This is a genomic window from Anaerosphaera aminiphila DSM 21120 (genome assembly GCF_900129925.1).
GTDB classification, from domain to species: domain Bacteria; phylum Bacillota; class Clostridia; order Tissierellales; family Peptoniphilaceae; genus Anaerosphaera; species Anaerosphaera aminiphila.
In genome coordinates this window covers 112,402-132,423 of sequence record NZ_FQXI01000002.1, presented here as the reverse complement: position 1 = coordinate 132,423, position 20,022 = coordinate 112,402, and the positions used below count along the sequence as shown (strand labels likewise).

The following is a 20,022-nucleotide window of genomic DNA, read 5'->3' as shown; positions in this document are numbered from 1 at the left end:
TATATCACTAAGAAATAATAATGTAAACTATATTATCCCAAAATTGTTTAATAGCGCTATTCCCACTGTATAGGAAATTATTGAAAATGCAAAGGAAGCCGTTACTATTTTTGATGTCAATACGGCATCTGAACCCATTTGTTTTCCCATTATAAAACAATTTACTGCACAGGGTGTTGCAAAAAATAAATAAGCAACTACTAATTGCGAAGAACTAAAGCCCATAAAATATCCTATAGGTATAAAAATCGCTGCACCTACAACATTTTTAATTAAAGTACTAAATACTATTATCACATTATCCGACTTGCTCTTTTTAAAATTTAAAGATCCACCTATTAATATTAGAGATAATGGAGTTGAAAGAGTAGATACTAATGTAGCTCCATCTTCTATACCACTGTAAATAGGAAGATTTATAAACTTTGCAACCAGCCCTAAACAAACTGAAATTATCATTGGGTTTTTTAACACTTTTAAAAAAAATCCCTTAAATGTCAACTTAGAGTCACTGTAGTAAGTTAAAAGTATTATTGCAAGCATATTGTAAAGTGTTAGTCCAAATACTAATACAACTATTACGGAATCCATTACATCCCCATCAAAAATCAAATCAAGTATTGGCATTCCTATGTATATAAAATTTGACCTATATGAACAGTGTACAAATGCAGAAAGTTTTTTATCATCTTTAATAAAAAATCTTCCAAAAAACCAAGACAGCGAAAATACTGCCAATGTTGCCAAAAGCAAATACAAAGTATATTTAACATCAATTGAATCCACACTGGAATTTTTTATATCAAAAAACATCTTCGCAGGAAGAGCCACATAAAAAACAAGAGTGGTACTCTTGGATACAAAATTCTCATCTATTATATTTCTCTGTTTTAAAAAAAATCCTATGAATATAACAAAAAACACAGGAAAGATTATATTTAAGCCCAACGTTAAATTTTCCATAGCACACTCCTAAAGTAAATTATATAATAGCTCTATCAATAAGTAAACTCACTTTAAAACAAAAAGAGACATAATTTAAAAACTATGTCTCCTTAAAATACTATTCAGCCTTTGCCTTAACTTTTTGTCTATTGGCACTTGCTCTACTTAGTATTCTATTTTCTTCTATTTCCTTTTGTCTTTCATAGGCGTGCATTATTAGAGCAATTGTAACTACTCCATAACTTAAAAATGTTCTGAAGTACTCTCCAATCATTGCATCTCCAGTCAATGCCTTGCCTGCTTGAGGCATTACTATAAACATCAAGTGAAATAGTGCAGTTCCAAATATTGCATTTGGAATAGATGCCTTAGATACACTTGCTCCTCCAACTAAGAGTGACGCTGCTGCATATAATGCTGCTTGATCTTGACCTGCATAGGTGTTTAATGTTCCTATATTTTGTAGATATATTATTTGACCATAACAAGCCAGTACTGTGGAAATAACTATTGACTGAATTCTTATCTTATCGGTGTTAAGTCCTGCATTTCCAGATACTTTTTGGTCTTGTCCAACAGCTCTCATATCGTGACCTATTTTAGTTTTCTTAAACCATATAATAAACACGCATAGCACTGCTATTACTAAAATTGTCACAACAGGTATTTCAAATACTACTTTTTCACCCATTATAGCAAAGTTCACTTTGAAATTTAACAAGTTGTCTAATCCCTTTGCCACATCAAGTTTTAAGGCATTTTTTATACCATAGCCCTGTGACAATATTATTTTTTTATTTCTAAATGGAATTAGCGAACCACAGAAATATAGTAAAAATAGCATATATAATCCAAGTGTAAAGAAAGATAAAATCATAGAAGTAATCATTTCTCTTCCTCTTGCTCTGTTCATTATTCTACCTGAAAAATTTCCCAGAAGTATTGCTATAGGTGTTCCAACTAATGCTGCAAGCATTATTCCCGCAACTCCCGTTACGCCCCAATCAGTTACAAATATAAGTCCAATTTGCCCTGCCATAGCTCCCAGTGGAATTCCAAAGTTAATACCCATTCCTGCAAGAATCGGAATAATTAAAGACAACACTAAAAATGAGTTTCTAACCATTCTTCTTGCAAGTTCACCTGTTAAATATGACAATGGCGGCTTAGCTATAATTATACCTGCTCCACAGATAATTATAAATAAGATAGGAACCATATATCTGCTTAAAAATCTTCTTATATTTTTATTCATTTAATCGTTCCTCCTTGTCATTGCATAAAGTATCATTCCATTAGTAACTATCATACGCAGTACGTCTGAAATATCTATGTTTAAAGCTCCATTTATTACAGTTGGAGTCATTGTCAGTATTCCTTGAAACAGTATTGTTCCCACAATTACATTTACTATTGATGCCTTGTTTAAACTTGCCCCACCTATTAAAATAGCTGCAACTGATTGAAATGTAAATGAAAGTGGAGATGTATAGAGCTGAATATATCCATAGCTCTGTTGATAAACTATAATTCCTATTGCTGCAAGAACAGTTGAAAACATTACAGAAATTAGTCTCATCTTGTTAATATTAATACCTGATGCTTTGGCATATTCAGGATTAGAGCCTACAGCAGTAATACTTGTTCCAAGCTTAGTTTTAAAAAATGCCCATACAATAAATGCCATAAGTGCAAAGAACAGTATCATTCCAGTTGGAATAACAAAACTTGGAGTTATTTCTATATCAAATAATCCTGATAAAATTCCAACAGTCTTACTTGTTCCATCTGCAAATATAGTTTTATTCATCCAGTAGTCAGATACGGGAATTTGTTGACGAAGTCCACTTCCCCCATAACTCATTACACTTACAGGATTTTTATAAGGCAATATAATCCACATAATACTCATAAGTGCCACAAAAAAGTAGCCTACATAAGTTGCAATTAACATTTCATCGCCCTTGATTTTATTTAATAGAGCTCCATATAGTGCACCAAATATTAAAGCAAAAAATGTTCCAATAAGCATTGCCATTAAAATTCCCATGATTCCGCTAAATCCAAATTCAATACTTGTAACTGAACCTAAAATTCCGGCTATTATTCCAACTGGAATACCGAAGTTAAGTCCACAACCTGATTGAATCATTGGAACCATAGAAAGTACAAGCACTGAAAACATTCCAAATCTACCTACTACGTCACTAAGTGATTGGTCTATTCCAACACCTATCATTGGAGATACTATAAAAAGTGCCAGTAAAAATAAAGCGATAATTACTCTTGGCCAACCAAACTTTTTAATAAAACTTTGTCGTTTATACATTAGTTATCTCCCCCTTCTATAGACTCCCCACTCATTAGCAGTGCAAATTTTTCAGGAGAATTGTCCGGAGAAAGTATTCCCGCAATCTTGCCCTCACAAATTACTGCAATTCTGTCGCAAATTGATCTAAGTTCTTCTAACTCTGATGAAATCATAATTATAGTAGTATCATCTTCTATATTTGTCTTTTTTAGAGCGTCTAACACTAACTCTTTAGCTCCAATATCTATTCCCCTAGTTGGCTCTGATACAAATAACAACTCCGGTTCCATGGCAAATGCCTTTGCAAGACAGACTTTTTGTTGATTTCCACCTGACAGATTTTGTGCTTTTTCTCCTGAACCTGTAGTTTTAATTGCAAGAGTTTCTATATACTCATCTGCAACTTCTTTCATCTTTGCTTCATCTCTAAATTTTATTCCCATTATTTTCTTTAAAAATTTATCTTGAACTTGCATTGCATTAAAGGCCACATTCCAGTAGATAGGCTCTTCTAATAGCAGTCCAACTCCACGTCTATCCTCTGATACAAAGGCAACTCTTCTCTTTAAAATACTAAGAGTGTCTCCAAGTTTTAAGTCCTCGCCTTTAAATTTAACTTTTCCACCTACGGGATAAGTGCCCAAAATTCCATTTGGTATTCCAAGTTTTCCCTGTCCTGCAAGTCCTGCTATTCCAAAAATTTCTCCTGCAACTATTTTTGCACTTACATCTACTACTTGTTCACCAGGCATGTCCACCCAAAGATTTTCAATGTCCATTATAATATTGTTCTCATCTAAAGCTTTTCTGTCTTTTTGAACAACTTTTTCATTTTCTCCATCGCCTCGACCAACCATAAGTCTTGCAATCTCATCAATATTTAATTCTTTTGACGGCTTGTTTTCAACTACAAGGCCATCTCTTAGAACTATTATATCGTCACAAACTGTTAAAATTTCTCTCAGCCTATGTGATATAAATATTATAGAAATTCCTATAGACGCCAATTTCTTTAGAGCTTCTATTAAAATATCCGCTTCAGTTTCTGTTAAAACTGCAGTTGGCTCATCCATTATAATAAGTTTTACGTCTTTTCTAGTAATCTCTCTTGCGATTTCAATAAATTGTTTATGTCCCACCGGCATTTCACTTACATACTCTTGTGGATTTATGTCAACACCCAGTGTATCCAGTGAATTTCCTGAAATAGTTAGATTTGCCTTTTCATCTATAATTGCATATTTACTTCCCAATACCTTTGATACTACACTTCCACTTGTCTCTTCCATATTCAGTGTAATATTTTCTGCAACTGTAAATCCTGGAATTAAATTAAATTCCTGATGAACCATGCCCACTCCTGCATTTAGTGCATCAATTGGATTTTTAAAGTCAATTTTCTTTCCATCTAGTAAAATCTCACCGTCATATCCACCAGTATCGGCTATTACACCCATACCAAAGATAATATTCATAAGTGTCGATTTTCCAGCTCCATTTTCCCCAACTAGTCCTAAGATTTTTCCCTTTCCAAGCTCAAAGTTCACATCTCTTAAAACTGTATTTTCGCCAAAACTCTTCCCTACATTTTTAGCCTGTAATAAAACTTCTTCCAACCAATATCACCTCTTTAATTAAAAAGAACCAATGGCCAGATATATGTCCACTGGTTCTATAATTACTATACTTTATTTTATTGACCTTCTTGTTGAATTGCTTCAAGATCAACGTTCATATTCATATATTTTTCAGGAACTTCTATTTTATCCATTCCCAAGTATCCATTTCCATATACATAATCATCTTTTGTCTCTTCAGTGTATCCCTTACCATATACATATGTGTCTTGAGAAACTAAAACGTGATTTGTTTTTTCTTCTCCTGTTGCTCTGTCAACATAGTAAGTTCCCATCCAATTTGCACCTTCTGTATACTTGCCAATTGAAGATTTTATATCGTCAATATTTGTCAATTCTTTTTTACCATCAAGTACATCAATAACTAAATCTACTGCCCCAAGAGTGTTTGAGTATCCTAGAGAATAAGCCCAAGATCCCATTCTTCCTGCTCCACCTGCTTCAATAACTGCTTGGTCTACTTTTTCATTAATTGCCGGCCAATCTCCTGCTTCTTTTTCAAGATCTATAGAGAATGCTCCAGGGTATCCCATTATTGGAGAAGGTAAGTCTTGCTCTACAAATATTGCTCCACCTGCTGCAATTCCTCTTAAAAGTGGCTCTGTATGAGCATCATTTGTACAGAAGAAAGCTGTGTCTTTGCCATATTTTTCAATCCAAGCTGGAATTTTTTCAGCAATAAATTGTTGTGCTCCTGGAATACCAACGTCACTTGTTGGATCTGGTGCTGTTTCAGATATAAACTCTACACCTAAGTCTTTACACGCTTCTTCCATTATTGCACGTCTAAGTGCTAGAAGTTCAATACTCATATGTCTTGGGAAAGATATGTGAACAAATTTAGTTGCTCCCATTTCCTTAGCTGCTGCTATAATTCTATATCCCCTTGAAATGTTGTCAGCGTCAATAATTAAATCTGATGCTTCTTCAATCATAGCTGTGTCTTCTTGAGGAACAAGGTTAATTAATAAAATATCAGGGTTATTTGCCCTAACTTGTTCAAAAGCTGCAGTTGTTCCCGGTACTGATTGGTTAACTATAATTGCCTTCATCAGTGGATCATCTGCCATAGCTGTAATTTTAGAAATAGTCGTTTCTTGCTCAGCCATAAAGTTATCTGGATAAGTATCGTGAACAATCATTCCGCCGCTACTAGCGTCGCCATATAGTTCAATTGCCTTTTCTGCTGCTCTTAGCTCGTCTTCACTTTGAGCTACAGTTCCTGTAACTATACCAATGTGATATTCTGCTTCGCTTCCCTCTGTTGCTGCTTTCTCATTTCCCTTGTTTGTATTGTCAGTTTTCCCACAAGCTACAAGGCTTAACATCATAACAAAAACAAGTCCTAGAGAAATAATCTTCTTATAATTCCCTTTCATACTCCCACCTCACTAAATATTTTTATAAATTATACCACTTTAAACTAATACATTATGGGTATACTATCACACTTATATAGGGGTGTCAAAGGAAAATATTAGATTTTGTCACACAATCGTAATAATTAATTTAATCTATCATATCCATAGTTTTTACCTATAGTTTGGTTTTTAAATTGCTTTTTCCTAATTTTTATAGTATTAAGGTAAAATTTGCATAAAAAAAAGAAGCTAGTACTTAAAGTACCAACTTCTCTTTACTTAGTATGGTATATAAATTAATACCATCCTCTTAATTTCATAGCTTCATCTATTGATTTAATAGCGTACATATAAACAGCTTCTCTTAGAGAAACGTTAAATTCATCAGCTACGCCAAATACTCCACCAACAGCTTTCATCATGTCAGCTTCTTGTTTTTCTTCAACTTCAGCTACTGACCAATAGTATCCGTATTGGTTTTGTACCCATTCGTAGTAAGATACTACTACTCCACCTGAGTTAGTTAAAATATCTGGAGTTAAGTTAATTCCTCTTTCTGCTAGAACTGCATCTCCTTCTGGAGTTACAGGGCCATTAGCTGCTTCACAAACTAATTTTACGTTTAATTTTTTAGCAACTTCGCCTGTAATAGCATTTTCTAGAGCTGCTGGAATTAAGATATCATATTCTTTTGTCCAGAAGTCTTCTGCAGAAATTTTTGTTGCTCCTGGGAATCCAAGAATAGTTTTATTAGCTTCTTTGTATGCTAATAGTTCTTTAAAGTCAATTCCTGACTCATTGTAAAGTCCGTAGTTGCCTTCTTTTTTGTCCCATTCAGCAATTGCACATACTTTTCCGCCTTGTCTTTCAATGTTTTTAACTGTGAAAGATCCAACGTTTCCGAAACCTTGAACTGCAATTTTAGCAGTAGAAATATCAATGCCAAATCTCTTAGCAGCTTCTCTAGTAACTACAGCTACACCAAATCCTGTAGCTTCGTTTCTTCCTTCTGATCCACCAAATGCAACTGGTTTACCAGTGAAAGTTCCCATGTCCATATTACCGCCATTAAGTGCAGCATATTCGTCCATGAACCAGCTCATAACTTGACCGTTAGTTCCAACATCTGGAGCTGGGATATCTATTCTTTCGCCAAGATATTTATGAATTCCTCTTATATATCCTCTGCAAAGTTGTTCTAATTCTCTTTCTGATAATTCTGATGGATCAACACTGATTCCACCTTTTCCTCCACCGTATGGAAGTCCTAATGCTCCACCTTTGAAAGTCATCCAAAGTGAAAGTGCTTTAACTTCGTCCATGTTTACATCTGGATGGAAACGTACTCCACCTTTACCAGGTCCTACAGCGTCTGAGTGAACACTTCTCCAACCTTTAAAAGTTTTTACTGAGCCATCATCCATTTTAACCGGAATAGTAACTTCAATAACTCTCTTAGGTTCTTTTAGTAGTTCATAAACTGCTGGATCAGTACCTAATTTTTCACATGCGATTCTTACTTTTTCTTGTGCAGATTCTAGTGGATTTAAAGTATCTGTCATATTAAACACTCCTTCTTTTTTAACTATTCGAGGTAAATCTATGTAAATTCAAACTTACCTTTAGAACAATATTCTAATTTTTGCTACTACACTATGTGGTAGCCTTTTTTCATACAAACTAATTATAACAAAGAGAAACTACATTTTCAACCTTGCAAAGGTTATTTTACATAATACAATATTTTATCACAGAACTCTTACAACGCTACCCAATATGTGGCTTTGCACCATCTGGAATAGGGCTCTCAAAAGCCTTATAATTATGCCTTTTTGCCAATTCTTCCTTTGCATCTACTATTATTTCCGGATCTTCAAAAGCTGCAATTGCAGACTCTCCCATGACATCTGCTGCCGTTTTCATCCCTTTAAATGCATAGTCAGTCTTTCCCTGTGAAACTTCTTGCCAAGAGTGCCCCGGTGTTCCTATTGCAAAACAAGCTACCATTGCCTGAGCAGTTGGAACTACATTACTTACATCTCCCACGTCTGTTGAACCCATGAAGGTCTTTTCACTGTGTGCATATTCTTGAAGTCTTTTAAATAAAACATTTTCATTTAAATATTCCAGAAGTTCTACGGGATCTTCTGCTAATCCCAATAACATCTCACCTTTTATATCATCTTCAGTAAAAGTTTTTCTATACTCACTTGCTATTTTTTCATCTTCTTCGCTATAATTTGAAATTCCAACTTTTTTAAAGCTATTGTATATTAATTTTTCAAGTACAGTATTTGGAACTACATGCGAACAAGCCTTGTCAAATATAATTTCATACTCTGTTTCAGTTATCAGTGCAGCTCCCTTTACAATTTTTATAAATCTCTCATAGAGTTTTTTTACATCTTCAGTTGTCTTGGCACGAATCAAATAAAGTCCACTTGCACTGGCTTGAACTACATTTGGAGAAATTCCACCTGTATCTGTTATTGCATAGTGTATTCTCTCTTCGTCTTTTATATGCTCTCTTAAAAAGTTAACTCCTATATTTACTATTTCCAGTGCATCTAAGGCACTTCTTCCAAGATTTGGAGATGCGGCTGCATGAGAGGATATTCCCTTAAAGTTAACTACAACTTGAATATTTGCAAGCATAGAGCCACTCATTACTGCATTTACATTATATGGATGCCAAGTAAGTGCAATGTCAACACCATCAAAGATTCCATTTTTTACCATAAATGCCTTTCCTGAGCCGCCTTCTTCCCCTGGACAGCCATAGTATACAATAGTTCCCTCTTTATTATTTTCTCTTACATAGTCTCTTACATTTAAAACCGCACCTATTCCCGCAACTCCCAGTAAATGGTGTCCACAGCCATGCCCATTTTCTCTTACTTCTGCCGATTGTTTTTCGTAGCTGTTTTCAACTTGACTCATTCCTGAAAGTGCATCAAACTCTCCTAAAATTCCAATTACAGGTTTTCCTGAGCCATAACTTGCAGAAAATGCAGTTGGAATTCCCGCTAGATTTTCCTCTACGCTAAATCCCTCATCTTTTAAAAGTTTAATCATTGATTCTACTGACTTATACTCTTTAAATTTAATTTCTGAGTAGTCCCAAATTTTTGAACTAAGTTCTTTTAATTCTTTAAAATAATTATCTTTCATTTCACACCTCTTTTAAAATATTTAACCTCTATTATGTAATTCAATTTTAATTTTTTTATACTCTATATACTATAATACTATATTAATGGGCTAAATCAAATTTCCCTATAAAAAAAGCACTTCTTTTTGAAGTGCTCATACTAATTTTTCTGTTTATTTGAACCCATAATATGGTACGGAATTGCCACTAACATTCCCCCAATTATATTTCCAATTGTTACAGGTATTAAATTCTTAAACATCATTCCAAAGGTAAGTTCCGGTGACAACATTCTAGCCAAAGTAAAACAAGTCATATTTGCTATGCTATGTTCAAAGCCCAATGCGACAAATGGAAGTATACACCAAAACACCATCATTAATTTTGCCGCTTCATTTTCCAATTTGTTATAGGATAAAACTCCTAAACACACTAGTACATTACACAGTATTCCCTTAAATATAAGAGGTACTACATCATAGCTGACTTTAGTCATTGCAAGGTTTACTATTGCATCGCTCATTCCATCAGTTGGTATACCCGAAGCAAAGTACAGCCCACTAATTACAAGTGCACCTACAAAGTTTCCAAAATAAGAAAATGCACATATTTTTATTCCATCTAAAGCTGAAACTTTTTTATTAAGCACTCCCATAGTAAAAACTAATACATTTCCTGTAAATAAATCTCCACCTGCTGCTAACACTAGAGATAGTGCCAATGTAAACATAAATCCATTTACTAACTTTACTATTGGAAAACTCACTGGTGCAAAAATGGCAATTGTCAAACACATAAGTATAAGTCCTATTCCCACATAAAAACCTGCCACTGCAGCTGAAACTAAATATTTAAATTTAGATTCTTCATACATACCCTTTTTTGAAACTGATAAGTTTGCTAATTTTGCGACTATTCCTGAATACATATTTTCTCTCCTAATCTACTTAAATTATATTATAATATTAAACTCTATAGTATATAAGTCTAAAATATATCTAATTAATGACCTAACCTAACAATCTATAGAAATCATTGATTTCGTCATAGATTTTATGCAAGAATTTCCCAAGAGAACAAAGTTCGATTGGTTGAAATTTACTGCCAATTTACTTTGTAAATTGTTTATAGGTCTGCAGACTGTTGTTCCCAATCACCTGCGTTCTTGGACAACAGATTGCATAAGTTTTATATACTAAATCAAAGATTTAGATAAAACTTTAATAAAAAAACAGAGCAGAAATATTTGCCTTTCTGCTCCGAAAAATTTAATTTTTAAAATAATCTAAGTACTTTAATTATTTTTATATTTTTTATAAAACGGAAAAATCTTCATCTACAGGGTCACAAATTAACATATATCCTGGTGAATGTGTAATCATAATTTCCGGTTTTGAAGTCATAGCTATTGACTGTGGTGTAACTCCACAAGCCCAGAACACAGGAATTTCTCCCTCTTTTATTTCTGATTTCTCACCAAAGTCCGGTTTATCTATGTCTTTTATTCCAATTAGTGCAGGATCTCCAACGTGTACTGGCGCTCCGTGAACTGATGGAAACCTTGAAGTTACTGTTACAGCTCTTACAACTTGATCATATGGAACAGGTCTCATTGAAACTACCATTTTACCATGGAACATTCCAGCCGGAACAGTTTCAATATTTGTAAGATACATTGGCACATTGTGTTCATCTTCAATGTGTCTTACAGGAATTCCCGCATTTAACATTGCAGATTCAAATGAAAATGAACAACCTATTACAAAGCCAACCATGTCATCTGTCCAATATTTTTCAATATCAGTTACTTCTTCAACTAGTTCACCTTTTTTATATATTCTGTACTTTGGAATGTCATATCTTAAATCTCCGCCCTTTGCCATTAATTTTGGCTCAGGATCTCCAATATCTGTTACATCCAATATTGGACATGGCTTAGGATTTCTCTGTGCAAATATTAAAAAGTCAAAGGCAACATCCTTTGGTAAAATCGCAAGATTCCCTTGAATATGTCCCTTGCTAATTCCTGATGTTGGAACGATTAATTTGTTTTCTCTAATTAAAAGTCTTGCTTCCTGTGGCGTCAATTTTGATAAATCTTTCATTTTATTCACCTACTTTAACGAATCTATAGCAGTGATGATCTTCTCTTCAAATTCTTCATAGAGTACTTGTGCATCGTGAAGAGATACTTCTTCAAAACACAGTTTATCCAAAGCGCCCATCTGAGCTATTTTTGCAATATCTTCTCTAATAATAGTTGCTATTTTTGTGTATCCACCTGTTGTCTGTCTGTCGGCCATTAAAATTATTGGAAGCCCATCTGATGGCACTTGCACTGTTCCCATTACTGTACCGTCTGATACAATATCAGCTCCACCCTTTGACTCTAAAACTGCACCATCTAGTCTAATTCCCATTCTGTCCAAACTCTTAGTCAGTGTATAGCCACCGGATCTAAAAAATTTATTAATTCCCTTTGCTGTAAAATAATCATCTTGAGGTCCTAGTACTGCCCTCATAACATTAAACTTGTCAATTATAGGATAGTATTTAGGATCTAAAACTTTTCCTGCAACTGCATCTTTATTTACAATTATGTTTAACTCATCTTTTGACTTTAAAGGTCTTCCCTCATAGCCACCTATTTTACTTTTAACTAGAGTGGACTTACTTCCATTTACTATTGGAACATCTATTTCTCCACCGAAAGCAAGATATGCTCTAACTCCATTTTTAAGTTTTCCAAATGACAATGTGCTACCTGCTTGAACTAAATGACTCTCATGCATATTTATTGGCTCATTGTCTATTTTAGGACTCATATTGGCACCAGCTACTGCTATTACCATATCTTCTTCAAATTTTAACATTGGTCCAAAATAAGTTAACTCAAGAGCTGCTGTTCCTCTTTCGTTTCCCACAAGTGCATTTGCCATTGCATAGGAGTACTCGTCCATAACTCCTGTAGTTGCAATACCAAACTTTTGATATCCTATTCTGCCATAGTCTTGAACTGTAGTATAAATTCCCGGAATTATAACTTTTACATTAGCCATTGAGTTCACCCCTATCTACAGTTTTTATGCTAACTTCATATTCGTCTTTTTCAACAAGTTCTTTTATTCTATTAAACTCAGCTTCGTCTATTTGAACGTATCTTATATAATCTCCTGCATTTATAAATACAGGTGGATCATTTTTTTCATCATATAGCTTTAGAGGTGTTCTACCTATTAACTGCCAACCTCCCGGAGACTCTGAAGGGTACATTCCCGTTTGAGCTCCTGCAATTCCAACTGAACCTCCCGGAATTTTAAGCCTTGGCGTCTTAAGCCTAGGAGTTTCTATTCTCTTATCCATTCCCCCTAAGTAGGTAAATCCGGGTGCAAATCCAAGCATATACACTAAGTAGTCTGTACCTGTGTGAATTTTTATAACCTCTTCTTTTGAAAGTCCCGAATTCTCTGCAACAAAGGAAATATCAGGTCCATATTCTCCGGCATATACTGTTGGAATTTCTATTAGCTTAACTTTTTCTTCAACTGAATCACTGTCAAATGCCTCAAAGCTTTTTAATTTTCCCATTAACTCTTCATATTTTATTACAAGTGGGTTGTATGAAATAGTAATTGACCTATATGTCGGTACTAATTCTATAATTCCACTTATTTTTTCCGCTTCAATTTTATCAATTGTGCTTCTAATTCTAGCATTTATTTCCTCTGAAATTTCATTTCCAAATTCCATAATAATTGCACTATCTCCGGCAACTAAGTATCTAACATCTTTATACATTTGTTACCTCCTAAAATAATTTAGACATACTTGCTCCAAATGATGTTACTCCAACATAAGCTGAAATTAAAACTACTATCCAGCCCAATACAAATAATAGATTAGAGTGTTTGTAATCTCCAATAATACTTGTCTTCTTACTAGCAATCAGCATTACACAAAGTGTTATAGGAAGAATTAATCCATTTACAGCACCTACTACAACTAGAACAGTTTGAGGGCTTCCAATTAATATAGAAATAATTGTAGAAACAACTATAAATATTATCGTTACTTTATTTTCGTTTCTCTCTACAGGTTTAAATAATGTCTTTAAGAAAGATACTGAAGTATACGCTGCTCCAACTACTGAAGTTGCTGCTGCTGCAAGCATTACCAGTCCAAATATTTTATATCCTATAGTTCCAGCACCTATTTTAAATGCAGATGCAATCATATTGTCAGGATCAAGTACTCCACCAGAAGTAATAACGCCAAGAACTGCTAAGAACAATAGTACTCTTACTATTGCAGTTACACCAATTCCCATCATTGCAGATTGGTTAACTTGACTTAAACTCTTCTTTCCAGTAATTCCAGCATCAATAAGTCTGTGGCCTCCTGAGAATACAATATATCCTCCAACAGTACCACCAAGTAATGTTAAAATTCCTGACTGAGTAGCCATTATATCTTTTGGAGCTATTGCTCTAAGTGCTGCCTCAGCAACTGGAGGGTGAGTTTTTACACATACAAAACCAATTAAAACAATCATTGCAGCTCCAAGTATTTGAGTCATCTTGTCCATTGCATTTCCTGCAGATTTCGAAGAAAATATTCCTATACCTATAAGTCCACCTATTACAGAACCTATTCTAACATCAAGTCCAAATACTACGTTAAAACCAATTCCCGTTCCACCAACGTTTCCAATATTAAACGCAAGCCCGCCTGCTGCTACTAAAAATGCAATTACATATCCAAGTCCTGGAAGAACTTTATTTGCAATATCCTGACCTCTAAGTCCTGATACTCCAATAACTCTCCAAACATTTAGCTGAGTTACTAAACTCATTATTAATGTAACTACAATTACAAAGGCAAAGTCTGCACCAAGTTCTTGTGTAAAGTTCGCCGTCTGTGCCATAAATCCCGGTCCTATTGCAGATGTTGCCATTAAAAAGGCAGCTCCTAATAAAACCGACATATTACTTTTTTTCTTCTCTCCCATTTTGTCACTCCTATTTTATAAATTTGTCTATTGGAGCTATTTCAATTCCAGCTTCAATTAGACCTTTTTTAATTTCACTTACAAATTCTATTGCCTTTGGATTATCTCCATGTACACAAATTGAATCTGCTTTAATATCCATCTCTTCTCCATTAGAAGCCACCACTTTACCTTCTTTAATCATTTTTATAACTCTAGGTATTGCTTCTGCAGGATCTGTTACAAATGCTCCCGGTAGAGAACGGTTAACTAGTGTCTTGTCAGGGTTATATCCCCTATCTGCGAAGACTTCTTCAGATATTCTAAGCCCTCTTCTCTTTCCCTCTTTAGCTATGTAACTTCCACTTAAAACCATTAAAATTACATCTTTGTCCAGTGCTTCCATACCATCTAGTACAGCGTTTGCAAGACCCTCGTCATTACAAGCAGTGTTATAAAATCCTCCATGTAATTTCATATGTTGTAACTTTACTCCATAAGCTTTAGTAAACGCCATTAGAGCTCCTGTTTGATACATCATATAGCATCTTGCTTCTTCAGGCGTTACACTTAAGTTTCTTCTTCCAAATCCCAATAAATCAGGATATCCGGGGTGAGCCCCCACCATTACACCTTGTTCTTTTGCCATTTTAACAGTTTTATCCATTATTAATGGGTCTCCCGCATGCCATCCACAAGCAAGATTTATACTTGTAACATGCTTAATAATTTCTTCGTCCATTCCCATTTTATAGGCTCCAAAACCTTCACCTATATCACTGTTTAAATCAACATAAAAAGTCATAATTTTTACCTCCTCTTAATTTTTTGAAATTGTTTTCTTATTTATAATACATAGCTAATTATACCATTTCAGCCGCAACTTTACTATGCTAATATATTGATTAGCTAGGTTTTTGCACTATTAAGTGTAATTTTTTATTTACAATGAAATTATTTTTTACATTCTTTCAATTCAAAAAATTATATTTTAAAACAAAAAAAGAGCTGCAATATTGCAACTCCACTAATTTTAAAATTTAACTGTCATAATTTACCCTAGGTAAATTTAAATTGTACTTCACTGCTATAATTCTCGTTATTACCACTACAACGGCACTTCCAATCATAAGTGCATCTGCATTTATAATATTTCTAAAGGCTAAGTAAAAACAAGCTCCCAGAAAAGATGATATGGCATAAATCTGCTCTTTAAACACAAAGGGCACTTCATTTGAAAATAAGTCTCTTATTATTCCGCCACCAATACCTGTTACCATTCCCACAAATATAAGTAAAAACTTATCATCTACATACCCAAGTTCTACAGCTGTATTTATTCCCGTAACTGTAAATGCTCCAAGACCCACTGCGTCAAAGACTATCATAATATTTTCATAGGTCTTTAAAACTCTTGCCTTAAAAAAGTCTTTTTTATAGTAAAAAACTACAAATAAGACAATAGAAGCTAGAACAGCGCCTATTGCATAGGAAGAATTTCTAAACATATTTGGTGGTGTAATACCAAGTATAATATCTCTTATACAGCCTCCACCTAGCGCAGTTACAACTCCCAGGACTATAGTTCCGAAAATGTCCATATTCTTTCTAATTGCAACCATTGCCCCTGAAGATGCAAAGGCCACTGTTCCTATTATTTCCAATATAATATTTATCTTGCTATAAACTAACACTGTTCTCACCTAGCTACAGAGAAAATATTCTATCTTTTAAATTCTCTACACTTTCTTCAATATAATTTGCATTGTAAGACTCCAACTCATCATAAGTTCCATAGCCCCACAATACTCCTATAGACTTTAGCCCGGATTTGCTGGCACCTAGTATATCGGGATACCTATCTCCTATCATGTAAGTATTCTCTCTACTACCTACATTTAAATTGTCTAATACATACTCTATTACATCGTGTTTTTTTATTCTGCTGTTGTCCAGTGTAGCACCACCTACAAATTCAAAGTAGTCGTATAAACCATGGTTTTTTAATATTTCACGAGCTTGCACTTCCGGCTTTGAGGTTGCAACTGCAATTTTATATTTTGAGCTAACTTCTTCCAGTAGGTCTTTCATTCCGGTGTAGGGTTCACTTTCATACTTTCCGTTTTCAACATAGTACTCTCTAAACACTTCTATTAAATATCTGGACTTTTTCTCTGAAAATCCCAGCTCTCTAGTAAAAGTATCCATAAATGGAGGTCCTATATACTTTCTAATGGTCTCATTATTTGGAATTTCATCTCCACTTTTTTCAAAGGCATAGGTTAGTCCATTTATAATTCCCTCTGCTGAATCTACAATTGTACCGTCTAAATCAAATAAAAATATCATATACACCTCAACAAAATTTATTTTAAAACTTCAAAAAATCTTCCCCAAATATATCTATCTGTATTAAAAGTTCTTGCCTCTTCCATTTCCTTTTGCTTAGAATAGTAATTTAACTTGCTCTTTATCATTTCCAAGTAAAAGTCCACTCCGCTTTTCATTACTGGAGTAGAACTCTTTGAAATCACAGGCAAACTCACTTCTTTAAGAGCCTTGGCTCTAGGTGGATATAGTTCAATTACAAGTTCCCCAAAGTTACCTTTTTCTAAGTCTTTTCGCTTAGATTTTTTACTTGGCTTTTTATAGGGCAAAATCCCATAGTTGTTTTTTATTTCTACAAGAGAATTTTCCTTTTTTACAAACTCTAGCTGAACGACTTCCTCTTCTCTTTCGGTTTCCTCAGAGATGTCAAATATTTCACTGTCTAAACTTTTTAAAGCTTCAAATATTTTTGAAGTTCGCACTAATAACTCAGGCTCATCTATTTTTTCAATGGTAATTTTTCCAAAATTTTCCAGTATTTCCCTAGGTAAAACACCGTGGTATCTAAAGACTTCCACTTTTATTAAACCTAGAAATCTGTCCTTGTCAAAATAAGTTCTATCAGTTACCTTTGCCAGTGAGTGTTTGTTTTTATAATTTATCCAAATATAGTCACCATAATTTATTCCCAAAATTAAATCTGCAAATTTACTTATTTCATCTTCAATTTTTACTTTAGAATTATTTTCACGACGAGTAATACACTCGTCATCTTCAACAGACTTATAACTTATGGCTATAACTTCTTTTTCAAAAAGCATTTCATAACTTTTTCTGTCGAGTAAATTCAGCCTATATAACATAGTGCACCTCTCCAGCTATTAAAATCCTCTCAATACTTCAGGTTTAAAATTTTTCTTCTTTAAAACATCGTCTATTTGTGCTATTAACATCTCTCTGTCTTTATTTAGTGTACCACCTAGAGATACGTAGTTAGATGCATGATTAGATCTAAATACACTTCCCTCAGAATCCACATTTTCTAAAAACAATCTCATTTCAACTAAGAGCTCTTCTGCACTTGGCATTTGAAATTTACCCTCTTCATAATCTCTATATAGAGGAGTATTTTGGTAAAGTCTCATAGTTAAATAAGATACGTAGTCGGGCTTTGTCTCTGAAATTAACTTTGCAGTGTTAAGAGCATTTTGTCTCCACTTTTCAGTTCCACCAAGTCCCACAATGATAGTAATTGAAGTTTCAAAACCAACCTCTCTACACTTCTCCATTGCATCTAAATAGTCTTGGTATGTCAGACCTTTTTTAATATCTCTTAGTATTTCATCGTCGCCACTTTCAAAGCCTATATAGAGCATTTCAAGACCCATATCGTAAAGCTTTTGAAGTTCCTCTACAGACTTTCTATTTATGTCACCTGCTGTGGCATAAGAAGAAACTCGCTTTACATTTGGAAAGTTGTCTTTAATATATTTAAGTAACTTTAATAAATCTTCAGTTTTTAATACAAGAGCATCTCCATCTGCTATAAATATTCTCTCAAATCTTGGAAAATACTCTCTAATTTCTTCTAAGTCCTTTACTATATCTTCATATTTTCTAATAATAAAGGGTTCGTCTTTATACATATAACAAAATGTACAGTCATTGTGAGCACAGCCAATAGTAGCTTGAATAATAAGTGACCTTGCCTCACTTGGTGGCCTAAATACATTTCCATAATAATTCATAAATTCCCTACTCTCTAAATAATTCTACTTGTAATTCTTTCCATGTTTATCCAGTAGCTCATCTTTTACTTTCCAAAGGTCATAAGATAAATCTACAATGTACTCCTGAGGATTGTCCAGTCTCTTAACTTCTTCCCAGAGAGTTCCCAGTTCCTGTTTTACTTTAGATCTAATTTCTTCCAAGGTAGGCAGCTTGTAAATTAAATTGCCCTTGTCATATATTTGAACTAAAAGGGGCTTTGCTGTGAAGTCATATATGTCTCTTCTCTTCCAAGTATATATTGGGTGAAAAATTTCATAGTCCTTTGAATCGTCTATTTTTTCATCATGTAAAGTAATTACGTCAGCTAGTGCCTTTCCGTTGCTATTGCTATAAAGTCTATATAAATTTTTAAATCCCGGATTAGTTATCTTTGCAACATTTTCAGATATCTTAATCGTTGGGACAAGTTCATCAGTTTCATTGTTTTTAATTGCAGTTAATTTATATACTCCTCCAAATACAGGAGAGCTCTTTGAAGTAATAAGTCTCTCTCCAACTCCAAAGGAATCGAGCTTCGCCCCTTGAAGCAATATATTTTGAATAGTAAACTCATCCAGTGAATTTGAAGCCATAATTCCCACATCTTCAAAACCTGCATCGTCCAACATCTTTCTCGCCTTTTTTGAAAGATAGGCAATATCTCCTGAATCTATTCTAATTCCCTTAGGTCTAAAACCTCTTGGAACTACTACCTCATTAAAAACTTTTATTGCATTTGGAATTCCCTCTTTTAAAACGTCATAAGTATCAACTAAAAGTAGACAGTTGTCCGGATATACATCAGCATAAGTCTTAAAAGCCTCATACTCTGTATCAAATAATTGCACCCAAGAGTGCGCCATAGTTCCAAGAGCAGGCACTCCATATATCTTCTCTGCAAGAGTATTTGCCGTTCCCACACATCCACCTATGTATGCAGCTCTAGCTCCAAGGTTTGCTCCTGAATAGCCTTGAGCACGTCTTGAACCAAACTCTACAACAGGTCTTCCCTTTGCAGCAGAAACTATCCTATTGGCCTTAGTAGCTATCATAGATTGATGGTTCATAGTTAAAAGCACCATAGTCTCTAAAAGTTGCGCTTGAATAATAGGCCCTCGCACTACAATAAGTGGCTCTTGAGGAAATACAATGGTTCCCTCAGGAACTGCCCACACATCACACTCAAACTTAAAATCTCTCAAATAATCTAAGTAAGCTTCATCAAAAATCCCCTTACTTCTTAAAAAATCTATATCACACTCTTCAAATTTTAAACTCTCTAAATACTCTATAACCTGTTCTAATCCAGCACTAATAGCATAGCTGGCATTGTCCGGAACAGATCTGAAAAACATATCAAATACAACAACCTTATCTTTAAAACCCGCCTTAAAGAAACCATTGCTCATGGCAAATTCATAAAAATCACAAAGAAGTGTATAGTTGTTTTTCTCATGTATGTCAATTTTCATAATGACCCCCTATTTTTACTAATTATATAATTAAATGAGCAATGTTGCAACTTAAGTAAC

Annotated in this window: 18 protein-coding genes; all 18 read right to left on the bottom strand. The window is 34.2% G+C overall.

Going from position 1 to position 20,022, the window contains the following annotated elements:
* Positions 1-27: 27 nt before the first annotated feature.
* The 18 genes from BUB47_RS03040 to BUB47_RS02955 all read right to left on the bottom strand — a co-directional run bounded on the left by BUB47_RS03040 (position 28) and on the right by BUB47_RS02955 (position 19,962).
* Complete coding sequence (locus tag BUB47_RS03040; protein WP_073183645.1) at positions 28-963, bottom strand: AEC family transporter; 936 nt, start codon at positions 961-963, stop codon at positions 28-30.
* Between the two features lie 100 nt (positions 964-1,063).
* Positions 1,064-2,200 carry an ABC transporter permease subunit gene (locus BUB47_RS03035; RefSeq protein WP_073183635.1) on the bottom strand — a complete coding sequence of 379 codons (1,137 nt, stop codon included), beginning with the start codon at positions 2,198-2,200 and terminating at the stop codon, positions 1,064-1,066.
* Positions 2,201-3,274, bottom strand: a complete 1,074-nt coding sequence (locus BUB47_RS03030; RefSeq protein WP_073183633.1) for an ABC transporter permease subunit — start codon at positions 3,272-3,274, stop codon at positions 2,201-2,203. It abuts the gene before it with no gap.
* Positions 3,274-4,872: a sugar ABC transporter ATP-binding protein gene (locus BUB47_RS03025; protein WP_073183631.1), complete on the bottom strand. Its 1,599-nt coding sequence runs from the start codon at positions 4,870-4,872 to the stop codon at positions 3,274-3,276. Before BUB47_RS03025 ends, BUB47_RS03030 begins: the two co-directional genes overlap by 1 nt.
* A gap of 77 nt (positions 4,873-4,949) precedes the next feature.
* Positions 4,950-6,272, bottom strand: a complete 1,323-nt coding sequence (locus BUB47_RS03020; RefSeq protein ID WP_073183629.1) for a DUF3798 domain-containing protein — start codon at positions 6,270-6,272, stop codon at positions 4,950-4,952.
* Positions 6,273-6,550: 278 nt separating this feature from the next.
* Positions 6,551-7,816, bottom strand: a complete 1,266-nt coding sequence (locus BUB47_RS03015; RefSeq protein ID WP_073183627.1) for a Glu/Leu/Phe/Val family dehydrogenase — start codon at positions 7,814-7,816, stop codon at positions 6,551-6,553.
* Positions 7,817-8,021: 205 nt separating this feature from the next.
* A complete protein-coding gene (locus tag BUB47_RS03010; RefSeq protein ID WP_073183626.1) occupies positions 8,022-9,425 on the bottom strand; it encodes an amidohydrolase in 1,404 nt (467 codons plus the stop codon).
* Positions 9,426-9,565: 140 nt separating this feature from the next.
* Entirely contained in the window at positions 9,566-10,333 is a 768-nt protein-coding gene (locus BUB47_RS03005) for a formate/nitrite transporter family protein (protein WP_073183624.1), read from the bottom strand.
* 385 nt (positions 10,334-10,718) lie between these two features.
* The gene (locus tag BUB47_RS03000; RefSeq protein ID WP_073183622.1) at positions 10,719-11,510 is read right to left on the bottom strand and encodes a putative hydro-lyase; all 792 of its coding nucleotides are present in this window, start codon (positions 11,508-11,510) and stop codon (positions 10,719-10,721) included.
* Between the two features lie 9 nt (positions 11,511-11,519).
* Positions 11,520-12,464, bottom strand: a complete 945-nt coding sequence (locus tag BUB47_RS02995; protein ID WP_073183620.1) for a 5-oxoprolinase subunit C family protein — start codon at positions 12,462-12,464, stop codon at positions 11,520-11,522.
* Positions 12,457-13,203, bottom strand: coding sequence for a 5-oxoprolinase subunit PxpB (gene pxpB / locus BUB47_RS02990; RefSeq protein WP_073183619.1), 747 nt, complete (start codon positions 13,201-13,203; stop codon positions 12,457-12,459). The genes BUB47_RS02995 and pxpB overlap by 8 nt, the downstream gene beginning before the upstream one ends.
* 10 nt (positions 13,204-13,213) lie before the next feature.
* The gene (locus BUB47_RS02985) at positions 13,214-14,413 is read right to left on the bottom strand and encodes an NRAMP family divalent metal transporter (protein WP_073183617.1); all 1,200 of its coding nucleotides are present in this window, start codon (positions 14,411-14,413) and stop codon (positions 13,214-13,216) included.
* 10 nt (positions 14,414-14,423) lie between these two features.
* Positions 14,424-15,197, bottom strand: coding sequence for a LamB/YcsF family protein (locus BUB47_RS02980; RefSeq protein ID WP_073183615.1), 774 nt, complete (start codon positions 15,195-15,197; stop codon positions 14,424-14,426).
* Positions 15,198-15,432: 235 nt separating this feature from the next.
* Complete coding sequence (locus BUB47_RS02975; protein ID WP_073183613.1) at positions 15,433-16,086, bottom strand: trimeric intracellular cation channel family protein; 654 nt, start codon at positions 16,084-16,086, stop codon at positions 15,433-15,435.
* Between the two features lie 13 nt (positions 16,087-16,099).
* On the bottom strand, positions 16,100-16,741 hold the full coding sequence (locus BUB47_RS02970) for an HAD hydrolase-like protein (protein WP_083529049.1): 642 nt from the start codon (positions 16,739-16,741) through the stop codon (positions 16,100-16,102).
* A 17-nt stretch (positions 16,742-16,758) separates the two neighbouring features.
* Positions 16,759-17,583, bottom strand: coding sequence for a hypothetical protein (locus BUB47_RS02965; protein ID WP_073183610.1), 825 nt, complete (start codon positions 17,581-17,583; stop codon positions 16,759-16,761).
* 18 nt (positions 17,584-17,601) lie between these two features.
* Positions 17,602-18,468, bottom strand: coding sequence for a radical SAM protein (locus BUB47_RS02960; protein WP_073183608.1), 867 nt, complete (start codon positions 18,466-18,468; stop codon positions 17,602-17,604).
* A gap of 24 nt (positions 18,469-18,492) precedes the next feature.
* Positions 18,493-19,962, bottom strand: a complete 1,470-nt coding sequence (locus BUB47_RS02955) for a nicotinate phosphoribosyltransferase (RefSeq protein ID WP_073183606.1) — start codon at positions 19,960-19,962, stop codon at positions 18,493-18,495.
* Positions 19,963-20,022: the final 60 nt, after the last annotated feature.

Excerpts from the sequence above, each read along its gene's own strand:
- BUB47_RS02985 (WP_073183617.1), bottom strand. The coding sequence starts at position 14,413 with ATGGGAGAGAAGAAAAAAAGTAATATGTCGGTTTTATTAGGAGCTGCC.
- pxpB (WP_073183619.1), bottom strand. The coding sequence starts at position 13,203 with ATGTATAAAGATGTTAGATACTTAGTTGCCGGAGATAGTGCAATTATT.
- BUB47_RS03010 (WP_073183626.1), bottom strand. The coding sequence starts at position 9,425 with ATGAAAGATAATTATTTTAAAGAATTAAAAGAACTTAGTTCAAAAATT.
- BUB47_RS03005 (WP_073183624.1), bottom strand. The coding sequence starts at position 10,333 with ATGTATTCAGGAATAGTCGCAAAATTAGCAAACTTATCAGTTTCAAAA.
- BUB47_RS03000 (WP_073183622.1), bottom strand. The coding sequence starts at position 11,510 with ATGAAAGATTTATCAAAATTGACGCCACAGGAAGCAAGACTTTTAATT.
- BUB47_RS02980 (WP_073183615.1), bottom strand. The coding sequence starts at position 15,197 with ATGACTTTTTATGTTGATTTAAACAGTGATATAGGTGAAGGTTTTGGA.
- BUB47_RS03040 (WP_073183645.1), bottom strand. The coding sequence starts at position 963 with ATGGAAAATTTAACGTTGGGCTTAAATATAATCTTTCCTGTGTTTTTT.
- BUB47_RS03035 (WP_073183635.1), bottom strand. The coding sequence starts at position 2,200 with ATGAATAAAAATATAAGAAGATTTTTAAGCAGATATATGGTTCCTATC.
- BUB47_RS03020 (WP_073183629.1), bottom strand. The coding sequence starts at position 6,272 with ATGAAAGGGAATTATAAGAAGATTATTTCTCTAGGACTTGTTTTTGTT.
- BUB47_RS02955 (WP_073183606.1), bottom strand. The coding sequence starts at position 19,962 with ATGAAAATTGACATACATGAGAAAAACAACTATACACTTCTTTGTGAT.
- BUB47_RS02965 (WP_073183610.1), bottom strand. The coding sequence starts at position 17,583 with ATGTTATATAGGCTGAATTTACTCGACAGAAAAAGTTATGAAATGCTT.
- BUB47_RS03015 (WP_073183627.1), bottom strand. The coding sequence starts at position 7,816 with ATGACAGATACTTTAAATCCACTAGAATCTGCACAAGAAAAAGTAAGA.
- BUB47_RS02960 (WP_073183608.1), bottom strand. The coding sequence starts at position 18,468 with ATGAATTATTATGGAAATGTATTTAGGCCACCAAGTGAGGCAAGGTCA.
- BUB47_RS03030 (WP_073183633.1), bottom strand. The coding sequence starts at position 3,274 with ATGTATAAACGACAAAGTTTTATTAAAAAGTTTGGTTGGCCAAGAGTA.
- BUB47_RS02995 (WP_073183620.1), bottom strand. The coding sequence starts at position 12,464 with ATGGCTAATGTAAAAGTTATAATTCCGGGAATTTATACTACAGTTCAA.
- BUB47_RS02970 (WP_083529049.1), bottom strand. The coding sequence starts at position 16,741 with ATGATATTTTTATTTGATTTAGACGGTACAATTGTAGATTCAGCAGAG.